Annotated in this window: 15 protein-coding genes; 3 read left to right on the forward strand and 12 right to left on the reverse strand. The window is 71.7% G+C overall.

Annotation, left to right across the window (positions count from 1 at the left end):
* Positions 1-22: 22 nt before the first annotated feature.
* Positions 23-1,318, reverse strand: coding sequence for an MFS transporter (locus tag ACZ7MF_RS11275; RefSeq protein ID WP_471475959.1), 1,296 nt, complete (start codon positions 1,316-1,318; stop codon positions 23-25).
* A gap of 146 nt (positions 1,319-1,464) precedes the next feature.
* Here ACZ7MF_RS11275 and ACZ7MF_RS11280 point away from each other — a divergent pair, with 146 nt between their 5' ends.
* Positions 1,465-2,370: a LysR family transcriptional regulator gene (locus ACZ7MF_RS11280; RefSeq protein WP_471475961.1), complete on the forward strand. Its 906-nt coding sequence runs from the start codon at positions 1,465-1,467 to the stop codon at positions 2,368-2,370.
* Positions 2,371-2,509: 139 nt separating this feature from the next.
* Here the strand turns inward: ACZ7MF_RS11280 and ACZ7MF_RS11285 are convergent, their stop codons facing one another.
* From ACZ7MF_RS11285 to ACZ7MF_RS11295, 3 genes are all read right to left on the reverse strand, one after another.
* A complete protein-coding gene (locus tag ACZ7MF_RS11285; protein ID WP_471475962.1) occupies positions 2,510-2,716 on the reverse strand; it encodes a hypothetical protein in 207 nt (68 codons plus the stop codon).
* 176 nt (positions 2,717-2,892) lie between these two features.
* Positions 2,893-3,855 (reverse strand): sugar ABC transporter substrate-binding protein, encoded by a 963-nt coding sequence (locus ACZ7MF_RS11290; protein ID WP_471475963.1) that lies wholly within the window; start codon positions 3,853-3,855, stop codon positions 2,893-2,895.
* Positions 3,856-4,186: 331 nt separating this feature from the next.
* Positions 4,187-5,242: a YncE family protein gene (locus tag ACZ7MF_RS11295; RefSeq protein WP_471475965.1), complete on the reverse strand. Its 1,056-nt coding sequence runs from the start codon at positions 5,240-5,242 to the stop codon at positions 4,187-4,189.
* A 500-nt stretch (positions 5,243-5,742) separates the two neighbouring features.
* Here ACZ7MF_RS11295 and fes (ACZ7MF_RS11300) point away from each other — a divergent pair, with 500 nt between their 5' ends.
* Positions 5,743-7,029 (forward strand): enterochelin esterase, encoded by a 1,287-nt coding sequence (gene fes / locus ACZ7MF_RS11300; RefSeq protein WP_471475966.1) that lies wholly within the window; start codon positions 5,743-5,745, stop codon positions 7,027-7,029.
* 204 nt (positions 7,030-7,233) lie between these two features.
* On the opposite strand, the gene ACZ7MF_RS11305 is transcribed toward fes (ACZ7MF_RS11300), so the two are convergent.
* From ACZ7MF_RS11305 to fes (ACZ7MF_RS11340), 8 genes are all read right to left on the reverse strand, one after another.
* A complete protein-coding gene (locus tag ACZ7MF_RS11305; RefSeq protein WP_471475967.1) occupies positions 7,234-11,088 on the reverse strand; it encodes an amino acid adenylation domain-containing protein in 3,855 nt (1,284 codons plus the stop codon).
* The gene (locus ACZ7MF_RS11310) at positions 11,085-11,312 is read right to left on the reverse strand and encodes a phosphopantetheine-binding protein (protein WP_271158446.1); all 228 of its coding nucleotides are present in this window, start codon (positions 11,310-11,312) and stop codon (positions 11,085-11,087) included. Before ACZ7MF_RS11310 ends, ACZ7MF_RS11305 begins: the two co-directional genes overlap by 4 nt.
* 3 nt (positions 11,313-11,315) lie before the next feature.
* On the reverse strand, positions 11,316-11,948 hold the full coding sequence (locus ACZ7MF_RS11315; RefSeq protein WP_471475969.1) for an isochorismatase family protein: 633 nt from the start codon (positions 11,946-11,948) through the stop codon (positions 11,316-11,318).
* Positions 11,949-11,971: 23 nt separating this feature from the next.
* Positions 11,972-13,600, reverse strand: a complete 1,629-nt coding sequence (locus ACZ7MF_RS11320; protein ID WP_471475970.1) for a (2,3-dihydroxybenzoyl)adenylate synthase — start codon at positions 13,598-13,600, stop codon at positions 11,972-11,974.
* The gene (locus tag ACZ7MF_RS11325; RefSeq protein ID WP_471475972.1) at positions 13,597-14,814 is read right to left on the reverse strand and encodes an isochorismate synthase; all 1,218 of its coding nucleotides are present in this window, start codon (positions 14,812-14,814) and stop codon (positions 13,597-13,599) included. Before ACZ7MF_RS11325 ends, ACZ7MF_RS11320 begins: the two co-directional genes overlap by 4 nt.
* Positions 14,815-14,853: 39 nt before the next feature.
* Positions 14,854-15,636 carry a 2,3-dihydro-2,3-dihydroxybenzoate dehydrogenase gene (locus ACZ7MF_RS11330; protein ID WP_271158442.1) on the reverse strand — a complete coding sequence of 261 codons (783 nt, stop codon included), beginning with the start codon at positions 15,634-15,636 and terminating at the stop codon, positions 14,854-14,856.
* Positions 15,633-16,607, reverse strand: coding sequence for an ABC transporter substrate-binding protein (locus ACZ7MF_RS11335; RefSeq protein WP_471475973.1), 975 nt, complete (start codon positions 16,605-16,607; stop codon positions 15,633-15,635). Before ACZ7MF_RS11335 ends, ACZ7MF_RS11330 begins: the two co-directional genes overlap by 4 nt.
* A 98-nt stretch (positions 16,608-16,705) precedes the next feature.
* Positions 16,706-18,034, reverse strand: a complete 1,329-nt coding sequence (gene fes, locus ACZ7MF_RS11340; protein ID WP_471475975.1) for an enterochelin esterase — start codon at positions 18,032-18,034, stop codon at positions 16,706-16,708.
* A gap of 178 nt (positions 18,035-18,212) precedes the next feature.
* On the opposite strand from fes (ACZ7MF_RS11340), the gene ACZ7MF_RS11345 reads away from it, so the two are divergent.
* The gene (locus ACZ7MF_RS11345) at positions 18,213-19,259 is read left to right on the forward strand and encodes a FecCD family ABC transporter permease (RefSeq protein WP_471475977.1); all 1,047 of its coding nucleotides are present in this window, start codon (positions 18,213-18,215) and stop codon (positions 19,257-19,259) included.
* The last annotated feature ends 4 nt before the right edge of the window (positions 19,260-19,263 follow it).

Here is a 19,263-nt window from a genome sequence, read left to right on the forward strand (position 1 = left end):
CTCTTGCCGAAGTGGTACGGGGTCAGCGGACCTTGCGGACGGGGACGATGGACACCGCGCTGAGAACCGCGAAGGCCGCGCCGGCGGTGAAGAGCATCAGGTAGTTGCTTCCGGGCTCACTGGCCAGGGACCCGAAGCCGATGGTCAGGAAGAGAGGGGCGATGGCCGGCGCGAACGACTGCGGCAGGAGGTTGGCCACGTTGATGACGCCCAGATCCTTCGCGGCATCCCGCTTGCGGTCCGGCAGGACGTCGGTCACCAGTGCCAGGTCGACAGCGAAGTAGATGCCCTGCCCCAGACCGATCAGCACCATGCCGACGAAGTACGCGGGCAGAGCGGTGGACACGGCGAGGACGAGCAGGCCGGCTGCAGCGGTCGCCGCAGCCGCCATCACGAACACCTTGCGGCGGCCGGTGCGGTCCGACAACGGACCGAACACGGCGCTACCCACCACCACAACCGCGGTCTGCGCCAGAACGCCCAGGGGGATGACCGCGGTGGCCCGTGACTCGGTGAGGCCGAGCTGTTCGGTGAGGTAGAAGACCTGGTAGTTCAGGACGGATGCGATCGCCAGGAAGATGGCGAACCTGCTCAGCCAGGCCCAGGCGAAGTCAGGATGCCGACGTGGACTGAAGGTGAAGCTGCGCAGCAGTTCACCCCAGTTCAGCGGAGGGCGCTCGGAGGCGGCCAGAGTCCGGTCCTTGAGGGTCAGGCACATGACGCCCACGGCTATGAGCATGACGGCGCCCGGCACGACGACGGCCGCGACAGCCGACACGTTGTTCAGGGCTCCGCCCACACCGGCACCCACGGTGGCGGCCAGCGCCTGGGCGACTCCCAGCACCCCGGACATACGGCCACGGGCCTGCGGTGGCACATGGTCCGGCATCACGGCCATCATCGCGGCCAGCACGGCGTTGCAGCCGGTCTGGGCCAGGCACCACCCGGCCAGTAGAAGGGGGATGCCGCCGGCCACGGCCACCAGCACCAGGCCGGCGAAGCCGACGAGCGCACCGGCCAGCAGGATGGGACGCCGCATACCGAACCGCGAGGTGCAGCGGTCCGACAGCCGACCGGCCAGGGGATTGGCGATCAGCCCGAAGACGGCAGCGACCCCGAGCACGAGCGAGAGCGTCCCGGTCTTGCTGTGGGGCGCAAGCTCAGAGACGCGGATCTGCAGCATGATCATGATCGGCGTCAGGAAACCGACCCAGAGCCCGAAATAGCCGAGGCTGAAGGAAAAGACGAAGCGGGCCCCCAACCGAGGCGAAGCCTCAGGAGGCACTGCGGTGGTGCTCACTGCGGATGACGAGGTCAAGGCGGCTCTCCTATGACCAGGATGTGAAAAGGAACGGACGCCGGAGTGGCCCGTTGGTGCTACCTTTCATCAGCGTCAGCGCATAGGGAACACGAAATCATCGATCGCACCTATCGACGCCATCTATAAGTCGTGAGGGCAGTGACATGGACCTGCGTGGAATCGATCTGAATCTTTTGCTGTCGCTGGACGCCCTACTGACCGAGCGGAGCGTGAGCCGGGCCGCGAACCGCATGAACCTGAGCCAGCCCACCCTGTCGGCGTCACTGGCGCGGCTGCGACGACACTTCAACGACGAACTGCTGCACCGCGTAGGCAACCAGTACACGCTCACCCCACTCGCCGAACGGCTCGCCGCGATGACCGGCGACGTACTCAACGGAGCCGAGCGGATCTTCGCCAGCCAAGCCCGCTTCGACCCCCTGACGTCTCAGCGCCAGTTCACCCTCCTCACAACCGACTACGGACTCGCCGAAGCCACGGCCGCCCTGTGCGCCGCACTCGACCGCCAGGCACCGAGGATGAAGGTGCGGCTCCGCCACATCACGCCGGAATTCGCCGAGCGCGGAGCTGAGGGCCTGCGCACCGTGGACGGTCTCCTGATGCCGCACGGCTACCTGCCCGACATGCCGCACCTGGACCTGTACCGGGACCGCTGGGTATGCGTCGTCTCCGCCGACAACACCCAGGTCGGCGACGAGCTGACCATGCACAACCTGGCCACACTGCCCTGGGTGGACGCGTTCGGCGGCCCCGGTGGGAGCACCCCGGCGGCACGGCAGCTGCAGCTGCTCGGCGTGGAGCCGAACGTACAGATCTTCGCCGACAGCTTCCTCGGCGTACCTTTCCTCGTCACTGGCACCAACCGCGTAGCTCTCCTGCAGGAACGTATCGCCCGTCGCATCGCCGAACGGCCTGACCTGCGCATCCTCGAATGCCCCTTTGATGCCGTACCGCTGGTGGAAGCCTTTTGGTGGCACCCCGTGTACACGCACGATCTGGAACACACCTGGCTACGCAACCTTCTGCCGCAGGTCTTCCCAGATGCATGAGCCCAGTTCTGCAGTGGGCCCTATCGTGTGCGCCGACCTCCATCAGGATGAGACCGCCTGGGCGGCCGGTCCCGTTCCCGCTGCGCCGTCCGCAAGAGAGGGGCGGGGACAGGAGAAGATGACCTCTAGAAGATGACCTCTAAGGGAGAGGCGGCTTGGCTACGGGTGCGGGGTCCGCGTCGACGCGTTGGGGATAGCGGTGCAGGACCTGCTGGGCCACGCGCTGGGCGAGCAGCGCCTCGATGCGGAACTGCTCGAGGGGTTCGGCGGTGACCTGCCAGGTACCGGTCCGTGTCCCACCATGCCGACTCGCGACCAACCGCCGTCGCCCCTGGGAGAAGCCCAAGTCAACCTCCCTACGACCGCGCCGCACGGGGCAATGATCACGGTGGGTACGTGACGAGGGTTATGTCTTCACTCTGGTGATGGAGCCTCTGCACCGACTGAGTGTGCACAAGGCCGCTGTTTGATTGCTGGCTTCCGCACGTGGCGTGCGGTGGGTCTGCGGGTGGCCGTACCGGATCAGTAGTCGGCGGGGCAGTACAGTGGCGCCGTGTCCGCGTCGGCCTTGGTGACCAGGCGGATCGGCGTGTGGTCGATCTTCTCCGCCGCCCTGTCGCGCAGCAGGGCGATGGTGTTGCGGACGGCCAGTTCACCGGTGTTCCCGGCCGAGTTGGACACCGTCGCGGAGAAGCGGCCGTCCTTCAGCGCGGCGAGGGCTTCGTCCGTGCCGTTGACCGTCACTATCCTGACCTTGTCGGCCCCGGCCGCGTCGAAGGCCTTGCGGGCGGCGAAGGCCATCTGCTCATTGGCGACGAAGGCGTAGTCCAGTTCAGGGTGGGTCCGGGCCATGGTGGTGGCGACCTTTCCGGCCTTGGCGGCGTCGAACATGCCGGGCTGCTCGTCGACGACCTGGGCGTTTGCGGGCAGGGCTTCGGTGAAGCCGTCGGTGAGCAGGTCGGAAGCGGCGCCGGGTGCTCCCGCGATGACACCGACTTGCACGTCCCGGCCCGCCGCGTCGTCGGCGACCCACTGGGCGTCCAGCTGCCCGACGGCCTCCAGGTCGACGAGTACCGCGCCCAGGATGTCATCCGGGTTGGTGCTCACAGAGGTAAGGAAGATAGGGATGTCCGCGTTCCTGGCCTTCTCGATGTCGCGCTTCAGGGCATTCGTGTCCACGGTCTGCAAGATGATCGCGTCGACCTCTCGCATGATCATCTCCTCGATGTTGGCCAGTTCGGTGGCGGCGTCCTGGTTGGAGTTGGCGGTGACCAGCCTCGCGAAGTTGTTCTTGGCGGTGATCTCCACGGACCGCTGGAGGCAGGTGTGGAACTGGCTGTCTCCGCCATTGACGAATCCGAGGGTGAGTGGGCCGTCGTCGGCGGCGTCAGAGTCGTCCGGGTAGAGGCCGCAGCCGCTGAGCAGCAGGCCGACGCCGAGGAGCAGAACATGAGTGGCTCTTCGGTGGCGCGAGGGCGTAGGCATGGCTGGGCCGCCTTTCCGGGGGCGTACTGGGGAGCGTCCGATGCATCCGTTCACCGCCCATTGCAGAGGCGGCTTTCGCGCGTGGTGGCTGCGGCTCCTGCAGTCACGCGACGGCGCAGACGGTACAGCCGTTTGAAGGGCCTTCACCCTGTCCGGGAGCGCAAGGTAATCCTGCGCGGTTCGCTTGGCGCTCGGCAGTTCGCGGGTGTCCAAGGGCAGCGCGGGCAACCGCCGACGGTCTGGTCGACCTGATCGTCGGCGGCATGTGCACGGTGCCTGTCACCCCCCGCCGCTGAAAGGCGGCGGGAGGTGATGGTGGTGTACGGAGACGTCAGTGCGCGAGGCGGATCCGAGTGATGGTGTCCTCGGTCGCGGTGGCCCCGGACTTGTCGACCACGTAGGCGGTGCCGTCGGCGATCTCCACGTGGTTCGGGTTGGCGCCGGTGGCGATGGTCTCCTCGATCACGCCCTTCTTCACGTCGACCCGTGTCACGTTCGCGTCGGTGCGGTTGACCACCAGCACGTCGCCGGAGCGTTCGTCGGTGGCCACGGACAGGGCGCCGACGCCGGTCGCCACGGACTTGGTGACGACGCCCTTGCGGAGGTCGACCACGGACAGGGTGCCCGAGGTCTGGTCGGCGGTGTAGGCGGTCCTGCCGTTCCTGGACAGCGAGACCGAGATCGGGCCGTCGCCGGCCGGGAGGAAGCGCGGGGTCGCGGATCCGCGCCGCAGCTCGATCAGGCGGTCGTTGTTGAGGTCGGCCGCGTAGAGCGCGCCGGTCTTCTCGTTGACGGTCAGGCCGGTGGGGCCGGCACCCTCGACGGTGACGCGCTCCTTCTCCTTCAGGGTCTTCGTGTCGAAGGCGACGAGGGCGCCGTCGCCGAATGCGCTTGCCCACACGGTGTTGTGCTTCTCGTCGACGACGATCTCGCGGGCGTGGTTGACGTTCGGCAGGCTGGCGAGGTGCTCCCCGGTGCGCTGGCTGTAGACGGATACGGTGTTGTTGCGGGTGTTGGTCGTCCAGACGGTGTTGTGCTCGTCGTCTACGGCGACGCCGTAGACCGCCTCGACGGCGCCGGTAGTGGTGTCGGTGACAGGCGGGGTGAGGTCGGCCTTGATCTCCAGGGTCTTCGGGTCGACCTTCAGCAGATGGGACTCGGTGACCGGCGGGCGGCCGACGGCGGCGGTGACCCACAGCGCGTCGTTCCGCTCGGAGTAGGAGGACTGGTACAGGCCCTTGGTGAGCTTGGCGGTGGCGACCTGCGAGCCGGTGGAGTGCGCGGAGGCGGTGCCCGCCAAGGTCAGGGTGCTGCCCGCGGCGACGGCCACAGCGGCGGCAGTGGCTACCGCGGTACGGCGGCGGATGGGGGTGACAGGGATGGACATGGTGGTGAAGCTCCCTTTCTCGGGGATCAACGGACAACTGCACAGGGACAAGTGGCTCGGGTGGCTGCCCGGAGGGCGGCGGTCAGGCGTTCGCGCCGGGGCCTGCGGCGGGACTGCCGACGCTGCGGCGGCGGACGACGAAGTACGTGGTGGCTGCAGCCCCCGCAGCGCCGCGGCCGCGGCGGCGGCCGCGGACCAGGCGATCGTGGTGTAGGAGACAGGCTCTCCACGGACGCCGCTGTCAGAGTCTGACGGCGGCGCCCCTGGGGCGGCGCACAGGGCGCCCATGGCCAGGGTCGCGCTGACGGTCGGGGGGACCACGCGGCTCAGCCGGACACCGGAGGGCGCAGCGGATCTGTCAGAGGTCATGCGGGCTGCTCCTGGCAGGCAAAACGTCACGGAGGAGGACGTTCGAGAGAGAGGACACGTCGGGGCGGCGACAGCCGGCGCGGAACACGACGTGCGATCTAGTAAGGTAAGGCTAACCTAAGCTATAGGTCATGGACAGTCAATTGAGATCCGCACCCACGCACCTCCCAAGGCCTCCGGAGAACACCCCTGACAACCCGCCCCGCCTGCCCCGGCCGCATCCGGTGCCCCGCCTCGCCAGGCCGGCGTGCACGCTGCCCGGGCCGGGTGGCGAGGACACCTTCTGGGCAGACGTGCGGGCCCGCGGTGGTACGCCCCTGGTGGGCCCCGACCCGCGCGGCAGCGCCGACCACCGGGCGGTGACGTTCCTGTGGCGCGGCACTGCCACCACCCGGGCAGTCCAGGTACTGCCGAACAAGCTCGGCGACCCGCGCGACCCCGACGGCAACCTCATGGAACACGTCCCCGGCACGGACGTCTGGCACTGGACCCTGCGTCTGAGGCACGACTGGCGGGGTACCTATGACCTGTACGTCGACGAAGGCGACGGTCCGGGCCCGGGAACGCTCGCGTACCAGCGCCGTCTGCGCACCCTGCGCCGCACCGACCCCTTCAACCCCCGCACGCTGCCTCATCGCTGGCAGGCGGACCCGGTGTCGTACGCCGAACTCCCGGCCGCCCCGCACGCGGTGGACTGGGAGCCGCGGCCCGGCGTTCCGCGCGGGACCGTCACGGAGTACACCGTGGGGAGTAACCGCCTCGGCGGTTCCCGCCGGGTCTGGCTGTACGAACCGCCTGCCGCAGTGCGGGAGTCGGAGCGGCTGCCGGTGCTGGTACTGCTCGACGGCGAGCACTGGCAGCCCCGCCTCGGGCTCTCCCACCTCCTCGACAACCTCATCGCGGACGGCCGGGTCCCGCCGGTCGCCGCCGTACTGCCGGATGCCGTGGACGAGGCCACTCGCTGGGCCGAACTGTCCTGCCGGCCCGAGTACGTCGACTTCCTCGCGGGCGAGCTGCTGCCGTGGGCGGCGGGACACCTGCCCCTCAGCGACGATCCGGCGCGCACCGTGATCGCCGGGCAGAGCCTCGGCGGGCTCACCGCCGCATACGCCACGGTGGCGACACCGCACCGCTTCGGTAACGCCCTCGTCCAGTCGGGCTCGTTCTGGTGGCCGGTAGGGCCGGACACGGAGTGGCTCACCCGGACACTCGCCGGTATGCCCCGGCTTCCGGTGCGGTTCCGGCTCTCCTTCGGCACACAGGAATGGGTGGCCCTGCCCGCCGCGCGCAGGCTGCGCGACACCCTGACGGCCCTCGGCTACCACGACTCCTCCTACCGGGAGTTCAACGGCGGTCACGACTACCTCTGCTGGCGTACGGAACTGGCGGACGGCCTGGTGGAACTCCTGGGCCGCTGAGCCTGGCTTGGGGGTCACTCCCGGCCCCCATCGCTCGGTGCACACACCGCCCGTGCGGTGCGGGGCCGAAGCGGGGCGTCCAGCCGGACGGGACCGCTCGCCACGCGGGCCACCGGGACCGGTGTCCCGCGGCGCTCTCCAGCAGCAGGTGCCCCTCCCAGCCGTCGTCGGTTCCGGACTCGAAGGGGCCGGCCGGTTCCGGAGTCATGCATCCAGCTCCTTCAGCCGGGCGGCCAGGACCGTTGCGACGTCGTCGAGGTTCCGGTCCCGCATCAGCTGCGGGTGGGTGCAGTCGAGGTCGTGGTTGTCGACGGCGCCGGTGACGTGCGGCCGCCAGGACTCGCTGGTCAACCAGTCCTCGGTGCGCGGGGCGGCGGCCGTGAAGAACAGCACGTCGCCGTCGTACGGGCGGTGTTCGTGCTCGCGCATCATGCGGGCGTGGTTGGGCACGATGTCGACGATCCGGGACAGGGTGCGGTCGGTCAGTCCGGCCAGCGGGCTGCCTGCCCGGCGCAGCGTGGCGAGCACGTCCTGTCGGGTGCGTTCGCCGGTGCGGTCGAAGCCCGCCATGCGCAGGACGGCCGTCAGAGCGTCGCCCTCCTCGGGAGCAGGCCGATCGCGCCACTGCTCGGAGGGGAAGGCGTCCAGCAGCGCGAGGAGTTCGACCTCCTCGCCGGCCTCCTGGAGCAGTACGGCGACCGTGTGCGCGAGGACGCCGCCGACCGACCAGCCCAGGAGGCGGTACGGGCCGTGCGGCTGGACCTCGCGGATCCGCTCGGCGTAATCCTCGGCCTCCTCCTGGAGCGTGCGCGGCAGGGCCTCGTCCCCGGTCAGGCCGCGGGCCTGGAGCCCGTACACCGCCTGCCGCGGTCCGAGCCGCGCGGCGAGTCCCGCGTAGCACCAGGCGAGGCCGCCTGCCGGATGGATGCCGAACAGTGGCGTCCGGTCGCCCTCGGTGCGGAGCGGCAGGACGACGCCGAGGGCGTCCCCTGCGGCCGGTGCGGCGGCGTCCAGCCGGGCGGCGAGCGCGGCGGGCGTCGACGCCTCGAACAGGGAGCCGAGGGTCAGCTCGGCATCGAATTCCTCGCGGACCCGGCCGACCAGGCGCACCGCGAGCAGTGATGTCCCGCCCAGGTCGAAGAACGCGTCGTCGGGACCGATCCCCTCCACACCCAGCACCTCGGCGAACAGGCCGGTCAGCGCTTCCTCACGGGCGGAGGCGTACGGCCGTCCGCCGGCGCCGCCGGCGAACACGGGGGCGGGCAGCCCACGCCGGTCCAGCTTGCCGTTCGGTGAGAGCGGGAAGGCGTCCAGTGCGACGACGGCCGCCGGGACCATGTGCTCGGGCAGCTCCCGGGCCAGCGCCGCCCGGACCCCGGCCGGATCGGCGCCGCCGGTCACGTAGCCGACGAGCCGGTCGTCACGGACCAGGGCGCACGCCGCGTCCACGCCGGGACGGGCGGCCAGCGCCGCCTCGATCTCGCCGAGTTCGATGCGCTGGCCACGCAGCTTGACCTGGTGGTCGGTGCGGCCGAGGTACTCGACCTCGCCCTTCTCCGTCCACCGGGCCAGGTCTCCGGTGCGGTACATCCGGGTGCCGGCCGGACCGAAGGGGTCGGCGACGAACCGGGCCGCGGTCAGCTCCGGTCGGCCCAGGTAGCCGTCGGCGAGCTGCGTGCCCGCCAGGTACAGCTCACCGGGGACACCGGGCGGGCAGGGCTGGAGAGCGGCGTCCAGGACGTACAGGCGGGTGTTCCACACCGGCCGCCCGATGGGGACCGGGCCCCGGTCCGCCGGGTCGCACGCGTGGTACGTCACGTCGACGGCGGCCTCGGTCGGCCCGTAGAGGTTGTGCAACTGCACGCCGGGCAGGGCGCGGGCGAACGCGGACGCGGTCTCCCGAGGGAGGGCCTCGCCGCTGCAGAACACCCGGCGCAGCACCGCCGCACAGCCGGAGGCCTCCGGGGTGCCCAGGAACACCTGAAGCATCGACGGAACGAAGTGGCAGGTGGTGACGTCCTGTTCGCGGATCAGCCGGGCCAGGTGGATCGGGTCCTTGTGGGCGCCGGGCTCGGCGACGACCAGCGTCGCGCCCTCGCGCAGCGGCCAGAAGAACTCCCAGACCGACACGTCGAACGACGACGGGGTCTTCTGGAGCACCCGGTCCGCGGCCGTCAGCCCGTACTCGTGCTGCATCCACCGCAGCCGGTTGTCGATCGCCCGGTGCGGCACGACCACGCCCTTGGGGCGGCCGGTGGAACCGGAGGTGTAGATGACGTACGCGGGATGGGCGGGGGTGAGGGCGCGGGCCGGGTCGGTCCAGGGGTACGACGACACGTCGAGTCCGTCCAGTACGACCATCTCGGCGTCGGTGCCGTCGGGGAGGCGGCCGGCGCGGTCGGTGACCGCGCACACCGGTGCCGCGTCCCGCAGCATGTACGTCAGGCGGGCCGCCGGGTAGTCCGGATCCAGCGGCAGATACGCCGCGCCCGCCTTCAGCACCGCGAGCAGGGTCACGATCAGCTCCACCGAGCGCGGCACCGACACCGCCACCAACGTGCCCGGCCCGGCGCCCAGGGCCTGGAGGTGCCGGGCGAGCCGGTTGGCGCGGGTGTTCAGCTCCGCGTAGGTCAGTGTGGTGTCCCCGAGGACCAGCGCGGTGGCGTCAGGGGTACGGGCGGCCTGCGCCTCGATCGGTCCGATGAGCGTGGTCGGCGGTAGTGGCCGCTCCGTGCGGTTGAACTCGTCGACGACGAGGCCGACTTCCGCCGAGGTCGCGGCGGTGTGCACCGCGAGGGGCTGCTGCGGGTCGGTGTCGGCCAGCCGGTCCAGCAGGTGCAGGAAGCGGTCCTGGTGCGCGGCGAGATCGGAGTGCTCGTACAGCGCGGGGTTGCCGTCGTGGTCGACGCGCAGGCCCCGGCCGTCGGCGCGGTCGTAGACGTTGACCGTCAGGTCGTCCACCGGGCCGGCCGACAGGTTCCTCGCCCGGGCGGGGGCGCCCGCGAAGCCCACACCGTAGTCGAAGGGCATGACGTTGACGAGCGGGCCGACCAGCGCCCGGCCCTCGCCGAGCAGGCCCAGGTCGCGGCGGATGTCCTCGTAGCGGTAGCGCTGGTGGCGGCGGACCTCGCGGACGCCGAGCACCACCCGCCGGACCAGTTCGGCGAAGGTCTCCTCGGGGAAGACGGCCAGCCTGAGCGGCAGTACGTTCATGACCATGCCGGGCACGCGCAGCGCCACCGAGCCCATGCGGCCCATCATCGGCAGGCCCAGCACCACATCGGTACGGGCGGTGGCGCGGGCGGTGTACAGGGCCTGCGCGGCGATCAGCACGTCCGGCCAGGTCGCGCGGAGCCGGGCTGCGAGGTCCTTGAGCCGCCCGGTGGAGTCGGGGGAGAGGTGGGCGGTGCGGCGCAGGAAGGTGCGGGACGGCAGCGCACCGCGGCCCGCGAGCCGTGCTGCCTCCGGCCGGTCGGCGAACGCCTCGGCCCAGTACGCCCGGTCGGCCTCGAACGCGGCCGACTCCCGGTAGGCGGCGTCGTCCGCGACCAGGTCGGCCAGGTGGCCGAAGTCGCGTGGGGCGGGTTCCTCGCCGCGGACGAGCGCCGAGTACACCTCGGCGGTGCGGCGCACCAGGAGCGAGTAGCCGTAGCCGTCCATGACGAGGTGGTGGATGCGTTGGTACCACAGCCACCGCTCGGCGCCGACCCGGAACAGTGCGTGGTGGAACAGCGGCCCGGAGGACAGGTCGAACGGCTCCGCGAGGTCGGCACGCATCCACGCCACGGCCTCCGCCTCGGTGCCCGACTCGCGGACTGTCAGCGGCATTTCGGTCGTGTCGGGCACGCGCTGCACGGGGCCGTCCGGGGCGTCCTCGATCCGGACCCGAAGCGCTTCGGCCTCGTCCGCGACCAGGCGCAGAGCGCGGGCGAACAGCACCGGATCGAGCGGACCGTCGATCTCCAGGTACTCGGCGGTGTTCTGCGCGGGACTGAGCGGGTCCAGGGCCTGCGCGAACCACATGCCCGACTGGGCCGCCGTCAGGGGCAGGACCCTCATACCGCCCCCAGCAGGGGCGCCCACGCCTCGATGGCGGGCCGCTCGGCGAGGTCGGCGAAGGAAGCGGTCACGGCGTGCTCGCGGCGCCAGCGTTCCAGGAGCGTCATGACGCGGATCGAGTCGAGACCGTGGTCGACGAGGTTCTCGTCCACGGGTATGTCCGCCGGGTCCTCACCGAGGCAGTCGGCGACGTCGGTGCGTATCCGCTCAACGGTCAGCGTCATGAGTCAGTCCTTCGTCACAAGCGCGTCGGTGGTGGTGACGACCGCGCAGCGGCCGGCGGCGTAGCGCAGTGCCATGTCGTGGTCGGCGCGGGAGAAGTCGGCGACGGCGTCGGCGACGACGAACGCCTGGATGTCCCGCTGCCAGGCGTCGGCGGCGGTCATCAGCACGCCGATGTGCGCGTACACGCCGGCGACGACGATCTGGTCGCGCCCCCGCTCGCGCATCAGGTCCGCCAGCCCGGTGCGGACGAACGCGCTGTACTTCCACTTGGTGAGCACCGTCTCCCCGTCCTCGGGGGCGACCTCCTCGGGCGCGGCGAGCCGCTCCGGGTCGTCGGGGACGCCGGGGCCCCAGAAGTCGAGCTGGAGGCCGCGCTGTTCGGGGGTCTGACCGCCGCGCTGGGCGGAGTGGACGACCGGTACGCCGAGGCGGCGGCACTCCTTCAGCAGGCGGGCGGTGTTGCCGAGCATTCCGGTCAAGGGCTGCTCGCCGGCCGGGAAGGCGCCGAGGAAGTGCTGCTGGAGGTCGTGCACGAGCAGGACGGCACGCGCCGGGTCCACGGTCCAGGACACGCGGTTCGCCGGGAGTTCGTCCGGTTCCGGGAGCGGATAGGGGGCGATGGCGGGAAGTGCCATGGGGGAGGTGCCTCTCGATACGGTCAGGACTGTCCGGCGGCGGATCGCAGCTGCTTCTTGCTGATCTTGCCGACGCCGGTCTGCGGGAACTCCTCGACGAACTCGACGCGGTCGGGGACCTTGTAGGCGGCGATGCCGCGCTCGCGGACGAACCGCTTGATCGCGGCCGGCCTCAGTGGTTCGGCGTCCCCGCGCAGGATCACGTAGGCGAGGGAGCGTTCGCCGAGGTACGCGTCGGGCACCGAGACCACCGACACGTCGTGCACCGACGGGTGGGCGAGGATGATGTTCTCGACCTCCTCCGGTGCGATCTTCTCGCCGCCCCGGTTGATCTGGTCCTTGGCCCGGCCCTCCACCACGAGGTGCCCGCCGGGGAGGCGGCGCACGATGTCGCCGGTGCGGTAGAAGCCGTCCTCGGTGAAGGACCGCCGGTTGTCCTCGGGGGCCCGCCAGTAGCCGCGGATGGTATAGGGGCCGCGGGTCAGCAGATGCCCGAACTCGCCCTCGGGGACGTCCTCGTCCTCGTCGTCGACGATGCGGATCTCGTCGTCCGGGGAGATCGGCCTGCCCTGTGTGGTGACGACCGTCTCGGTGTCGTCGTGCAGCCGCGTGTAGTTGACCAGGCCCTCCGCCATGCCGAACACCTGCATCAGCCGGCAGCCGAGCGCGGGCTCCAACCGGCGGGCGGCCTGCTCGCTGTACTTGGCGCCGCCGACCAGCGTCAGCTCCAGGCTGGACAGGTCGTGCTCGGCGGCCGGAGCGGCCTCGGTCCACACCAGGGCCAAGGGCGGCACCAGGGCCGTCATGGTGATCCGCTCGGCCTCGATCAAGGGGAACACGGTGCCCGGGTCGGGCTTCGGGGCGAGCACCACCGTGCCACCCGCGTACAGGACGCCCAGCCAGCCCGGTGAACTCATCGGGAAGTTGTGCGCGGCGGGCAGCGCGACGAGGAAGCGGGTGCCGCCGTCCACGCCGCAGATCTCGTCGGAGCCACGCAGCGAGTACATGTAGTCGTCGTGGGTGCGCGGGATCAGCTTGTTCAGACCCGTCGTCCCGCCCGACAGTTGGAGGAACGCCAACTCGTGCGGCGCAGGCCCGTCGAACGGACCGGACGGCTCGCACGGCACCTCGCGCAGCGCCGTGTGCTCACCGGGGTCCCCGGCCACGAACACGTGCCTCAGGCCAGGCGTCCGCTCCCGCATCCGCGCGGCCAGGTCCCGGTGGTCGAAACCGGCGTGCGTGTCGGGGACGACGTAGGCGACGGCCTCGGTGAAGGAGCAGAAGTGGGAGATCTCCGTCTCGCGGTGCGCGGGCAGCGCGTACACCGGCAGCGCGCCGATGCGGAACAGGGCGAAGACCACCTCGACGAACTCGCCGATGTTCGGCAGCTGTACGACGACCCGGTCGCCCTTGGCGATGCCGCGGGTCAGGAACCCGGCGGCGAGGCGGTCGGCGCGTGCGTCCAGCTCGCGGTACGTCCAGGTGCGCCGCTCGGGTGCCGGGTCGACCAGGGCGATCCGCTCGGGGTGGGCGGCGGCCCGCTCGCGCAGCATGCCGCCGAAGGTCTCGCCGCGCCAGTGACCGGCGGCCCGGTAGCGTGCGGCGAACTCGGCCGGCCAGGTGGGGGCGTCCACACCGGGGGTGAGGGTCACAGCGCTGCTCCTACGGCGTGCAGGAAGGTACGGAACTTGGCGGCGGTCTCCGCGGTCTCGGCCTCCGGTGTGGACGCGGCCACGACCCCGGCGCCGGCGAAGAGTCGCAGGCTGGTGCCCTGGGCCTCGGCGCAGCGGATGGTCACCACCCACTCGCCGTCGCCGTCGGCGTCCTGCCAGCCGACCATGCCGGTGTAGGCGCCGCGGTCGAAGGGCTCCGACTCGGCGATCACCCGCCGGGCCAGCTCGGTGGGCGTGCCGCAGACCGCCGGGGTGGGGTGCAGGGCTGACGCCAGGTCGAGGGCGGTGGTGTCCGGGGCGGAGACCTCGCCGGTGACCGTGGTCGACAGGTGCCACATGGCGGCGGTGCGCACCAGCGTGGGCCGCGCCGGCACGTCGAGCGTGGTGCAGAACGGTGCCAGCGCCTCCTGTACGGCGGCCACGACGACGGCGTGTTCGTGCAGGTCCTTCTCGGACTCCAGCAGGGCGACCGCGCGCCGCACGTCCTCGGCGAGGTCCGTACTGCGTGGCGCGGAGCCCGCGAGGGGGTTGGCGGTGAGCCGGCCGCCCCGGCGGGAGACCAGCAGTTCGGGGCTGGCGCCGATCAGGGTGCGGCCGGGACCGCTCGGCACGGCGAAGGTGTATCCGGCGGGGTCGCGGCGGGCCAGGCGGCGCAGCATGGCCGGCAGGTCCGGTTCCCGGGCGGAGGTCAGCTCCAGGGTGCGGGCGAGGACGACCTTGTCGAACTCCCCGGCCCGCATCCGTGCCACGGCGGCGGCGACCGCCTCGCCGTAGTGTCCCGCGGCCGGGACCTCTCGGACCTGCCACTCGGGACGGTCTGCGTCCTCGGGCACGGGCAGCGCGATCAGAGGGTCCTCGCGCAGTGGCGGCGCCCAGCGCACCGAGTCGGGCACCGCCAGCGCGGCCGGGGCGTCAGGGGCGAAGGGCAGTGCCCCCACGACCACCGGTGCGGGTGAGCCCGGGCGGCGCAGCGCCTGCAGCGCTTCCCGTACCCGCCTGGCCGGCGGGCGCGAGTCGTCGGGTAGCTCGGCGGCGGTGCCGCGTCCGAGGAGGGTGCGGTGGGGGGTGGCGAGGAAGCGGTCGGTCGGGGGTCGGTAGGACTCCAGCAGCGCGGTGGCGGCGCCGGGGGTGACCGGTGTGCCGGTGGGCCGGTGCAGGGGTTCGTGCAGGGGTTCGTGCAGGGAAAGGGACATGGCTGTCTCCAGGGGGAGGACGTGTGCCGGAGGCCCGGGTCAGGCCCGCAGGGTGGCGCCGCCGTCGACGTACAGGTCGTGCATGGTGATGTGCCGGGCGCGGTCGGAGGCCAGGAAGACGACGGCGTCGGCGATGTCGGAGGGGTCGGCGATGCGGCCGAGCGGGATGCCCGTGCGGTAGGACACCAGGTCGCCCTCGACCACCCGCCGGGCGGATGCCTCCTCCTCGCCCGAGGTCCACAGGGCGCGCTGCATGTCGGTCATGGTCGAGCCGGGGGAGACGGTGTTGCAGCGCACGCCCTGCCGCGCGACTTCCAGGCCCAGACACTTGGTGAACATGACCGCGGCGGCCTTGGAGGCCGCGTAGGCGGCGAGGCCCGCGCGGGGGATGCCGCCCGCGTTGGAGGCGACGGTGACGATGCTGCCGCGGCCGCGCCCGGTCATCCGGCGGGCGGCGGCGCGTGAAACGTGGAACACCCCGGTGGTGTTGACCGCGAAATGCGCCGCCCAGTCCTCGTCGGTGAGGTCGGCGACGGGTCCGTCGCGCAGGATCCCGGCCACGTTGACGGCGATGTCCAGCGGGCCGAGGGTGTCCTCGGTCTCGGCCACCAGCGTCTCCACCGCGGTGGCGTCGGTGACGTCCAGCTGCCGGGGGATGACCGACTCACCGTGCCGTGCGGCGAGTGTCTGCACTCCCGCGCGGTCGAGATCGGTGGCGACCACGCGCACGCCCTCGTCGACGAGGGCGGTGACCACCGCCGCGCCGATGCCCCGGCCCGCCCCCGTCACGAGGGCGAGCCGGCCGTCGAGTCCGGGCGTCACGGGGCGAGCGCCTTCGTCACGTCGTCCAGGACGATCCGGGCGGCCAGCGGGCCGCCGGCGCTGTTCCAGGCGGAGCCCTGGACGACCACGACGTGGCCCTCCCGCTCGGCCTTCAGCCTGCTGAAGTTGGGCACCTTCCGGGCCTCGGCGTACGCCTTCTCACCGTCGGCCTTCTCGCCCAGGGTGCCGAAGAACAGCCAGTCGCCGTCGATGGTGGAGAGCTTCTCCAGACTGACCGGCTCACTGTGGCCGGTGCCCACGCCCTGCTGGTCCTTGGGCCGTTCAAGGCCCAGGGCGGTCAGGGTGGCGCCCACGTGGCCCACACCACGGCCGACCGCCGACGGAGCCTTGTTCTGCCAGCGGATCACGCTGACGACCGCTCCTGCGTTGTCGCCGAGCTTCGCCTTGGTCGCCGCGACGTCGGTGTCGAAGCCGGTGAGGAACTTGTCGGCCTCGGCCTTCCGGTTCAGCGCGTCGGCCGTGGCGGTGAACGCCTTCTTCCAGTCCTCGTTCAGCTTGGCGGTGACCACGGTCGGGGCTATGGACTCCAGCTTGGCGACCTCGCCCTTCACCGCCGTGGTCTCGTCGAGCAGGATCAGATCGGGCTGGAGCGCGGCCAGCTTCTCCATGTCGGCCTCGGCGACCGTGGCGACGACCTGCGCCTTGCCCGCCTTGTCGGCCAGATACGCGGACACGCCCTTCTGTCCGCGCCCGGCGGTGGCGCCGACCGGCTCGATGCCGAGCGCGAGGGCGGCGTCCAGGGTGGGCTCGCTGAGCGTGACGACCTTCTTCGGCTCGGCGGGCACGTCGACTTGGCGGCCCGTCGCGTCGGTGACCTGACGAGTGCCGGCCGCGTTGCCGCCCGCGCTGTCGCCGCCGTCGTCACCGCAGCCGGTCAGGAGCAGCGCCCCGATGGCCACGGCGGTGGTGGAGGCGAGGACGGTTCTGCGTGAGGCACGTGCAAGGGACATGAAGGGGTCCTCCTCGGGAGGGGTGGTGGGACAGGAAAGGGGAGCCGAAGTACGGAAAGGGATCCGGACCACGGAGGGGGACGGAGCCGCGCGAGGCGTCAGGAAGCGGGGCCACCCAGCAGACGGACCAGGCCGTCCGCCAGGGCGCCGTGCCAACAGGCGTAGTCGTGACCGCCGTTGAACTCGTCGTAGGTGACGCGGTGGCCGGTGGTGCGCAAAGCGTCGTACAGGGCGCGGCTGTGGTCGATCATGGCGCCCTCGTGCAGTCCGACATCCAGATGGACTCGGACCGGCCGGGCGGTGCCGGCGGCGAAGCGGGTGACGAGCCAGGGCGTGCCGTGCACCGGCGGTTTGGGTCCGGCCGGTGGTGGCAGCCCGGGCCGCCACCACAGGGAGGCGGACTGGGCGAGGACGTTGCCGAACCGGTCGGGCCGCAGATACGCGGCGTACAGCGCGGTCATGGCGCCGAGGCTCTGCCCGGCGACCACGGTCCGTCGCGGGTCCGTGGCCAGGGGCCAGCGTCCGGACGCCCAGGGCAGCAACTCGTCGGCCAGGAAGCCGACGAACGGCTCTCGACCGCCGAGGTCGCGCCAACGGGTCCGCCGGTCCACGGCGTCCGGCGCCACCACCGCCAACGGTGGTAGCGCGCCGTCGGCGATCAGCGCGTCCAACGTGTCGCCGAAGCCGAGGCGCCCGAACCACATGTCGCCGTCGCACAACACCACGACCGGCAGGGGCGCGCCGGCGCCGCGTTCGTGACCCGGCGGCAGATACACCCAGGCGTCCCGGTCGCCGACCGGTGCCGAGCCCGGTACCCGGTGCCGCTCGACCAGCCCGGCCGGCACCGTGCCCCGCCGCTCGGCCCACGGCTGGGCGGGGGCGTCGGGCAGGGCGAAGACCGAGGCGTCGGACTCCTGTCGGCGGGTGGCGACAGAACGGCGGTTGAGCGGGTCGGCGGCGGCGAACGCGGTCAGCGACCGCAACCGCTGCTGGAGGCCGTCCGGGTCCGGCGGCGGTTCCTTGAGCGAGATGTCGGCGGCCAGCCGGTAGGAGCCGCGGTGGTCGGCGCGCAGCCGGAGCCCCAAGTGCCAGACGTCGGTGCCGGGGACCCGTTCCAGCAGGGAACCGGCCAGGTGGGCGGGGTCGGCGAGGCGGTTGCCGCACAACAGCACGTACCGCGTGGCGCGGTGCCCCCGCCACAGGAACGTGACCACCCGATGGCCTGGCGAGCCGTCGAGTTCCTCGACGAGCGGGGTGCCCAGACCCTCTGCCGTCTCCCAGAACTCGGCGGCCAGGGCTGCCCGTCGGGTGTCGTCGGCGCCGTCCACGGCCTCCAGCAGCCGAGCGATGCGAGGCCCCGTCACCCGCACCGGGCGGGCGTCCGGCGCGGTGGCACCGCGAAGGGTGGAACGGGTGAGCGTGGTCATCGGCTTTCTCCGTGAACTGCTGGTCGGAGGGCAAGGCAGGGCCCGAACTGCCGACGAAATCGTCAACAGCTAAGGTAAGGCTAGCCTAAGCTAAGCACATGTCCATCGGAATATGTGCCATGCACCTAGTCGCTCCGGCGCCCGTCGTCCGGCGCCTCGCCCCCCGGACGGCCGCCTCATGAGGACCACAGTGGCCACCACCACGGGGAAGGAGCGGGCGGAGAAGCCCGATCTCAGGGCGTCCCGGCCCGCGGGGGGCCTGCTCCTCGGCGTCTTCCTGCTCGCCGGCGCCGCCGCCCTCTCCCTGGCCGTAGGCGCCAGGCAGATACCGCTCGACCAGGTCTGGGCCGCCCTGTTCGACCCGTCCGGCACCGAGAACGACGCGATCGTCCGGGACCTGAGACTGCCCCGCACCCTCATCGGTGCCGCGGTCGGCGCCGCCCTCGGCCTCGGGGGCGCGGTCATGCAGACCCTGACCCGCAACCCGCTCGCCGACCCCGGGCTCCTCGGCGTCAACGCGGGCGCGTCCGCGGCGGTCGTCACCGCGATCGGGGTCCTCGGCATCACGTCCTTCACCGGATACCTGTGGTTCGCCCTCGCCGGAGCCGCCCTCGCGGCCACCGCGGTCAACGCCCTCGGGGGTGGCCGATGGGCGACGCCGGTCCGGCTCGCGCTGGCCGGAACCGCCGTCAACGCGGCCCTGTTCGGCTACGTCAACGGTCTCTCGCTGTGGCACCTGAGCACGCTGGACGAGATGCGGTTCTGGTCGGTCGGCACCCTTGCCAAGCGCGAGGTGTCCCTGCTGCTCATCGTGGCGCCGCTGCTCGTGGCCGGCGCGCTGCTCGCCTTCGCCCTGGCCCGGCCGCTCGGCGCCCTCGCCCTCGGCGAGGACCACGCGCGGGCGCTGGGCACCCGGGTGCGGCGCGTTCGGGTGCTCTCCGTCCTCGCCATCACACTGCTGTGCGGCGGCGCCACCGCCGTGTGCGGGCCGATCGGCTTCATCGGCCTGATGATCCCGCACGCCGCCCGAGCCTTCTGCGGGCCCGACCCGCGCTGGATGTTCCCCTTCTGCGCGCTGTACGCGCCGGTGCTGATGCTCGTCTCCGACGTGATCGGGCGCGTCGTGATGCCGCCGTCCGAGATCGAGGTCGGCACGGTCACCGCGTTCCTCGGCGGACTCCTCTTCATCCATCTCGTACGGCAGCGGAAGGTGGCCCAGCTGTGAGCCC

Source organism: Streptomyces sp. NPDC111628, from assembly GCF_055635195.1.

Coding starts and splice junctions, on each gene's coding strand:
- ACZ7MF_RS11280 (WP_471475961.1), top strand. CDS start 1,465: ATGGACCTGCGTGGAATCGATCTGAATCTTTTGCTGTCGCTGGACGCC.
- ACZ7MF_RS11290 (WP_471475963.1), bottom strand. CDS start 3,855: ATGCCTACGCCCTCGCGCCACCGAAGAGCCACTCATGTTCTGCTCCTC.
- ACZ7MF_RS11295 (WP_471475965.1), bottom strand. CDS start 5,242: ATGTCCATCCCTGTCACCCCCATCCGCCGCCGTACCGCGGTAGCCACT.
- fes (WP_471475966.1), top strand. CDS start 5,743: ATGGACAGTCAATTGAGATCCGCACCCACGCACCTCCCAAGGCCTCCG.
- ACZ7MF_RS11305 (WP_471475967.1), bottom strand. CDS start 11,088: ATGAGGGTCCTGCCCCTGACGGCGGCCCAGTCGGGCATGTGGTTCGCG.
- ACZ7MF_RS11310 (WP_271158446.1), bottom strand. CDS start 11,312: ATGACGCTGACCGTTGAGCGGATACGCACCGACGTCGCCGACTGCCTC.
- ACZ7MF_RS11315 (WP_471475969.1), bottom strand. CDS start 11,948: ATGGCACTTCCCGCCATCGCCCCCTATCCGCTCCCGGAACCGGACGAA.
- ACZ7MF_RS11325 (WP_471475972.1), bottom strand. CDS start 14,814: ATGTCCCTTTCCCTGCACGAACCCCTGCACGAACCCCTGCACCGGCCC.
- ACZ7MF_RS11335 (WP_471475973.1), bottom strand. CDS start 16,607: ATGTCCCTTGCACGTGCCTCACGCAGAACCGTCCTCGCCTCCACCACC.
- fes (WP_471475975.1), bottom strand. CDS start 18,034: ATGACCACGCTCACCCGTTCCACCCTTCGCGGTGCCACCGCGCCGGAC.
- ACZ7MF_RS11345 (WP_471475977.1), top strand. CDS start 18,213: ATGAGGACCACAGTGGCCACCACCACGGGGAAGGAGCGGGCGGAGAAG.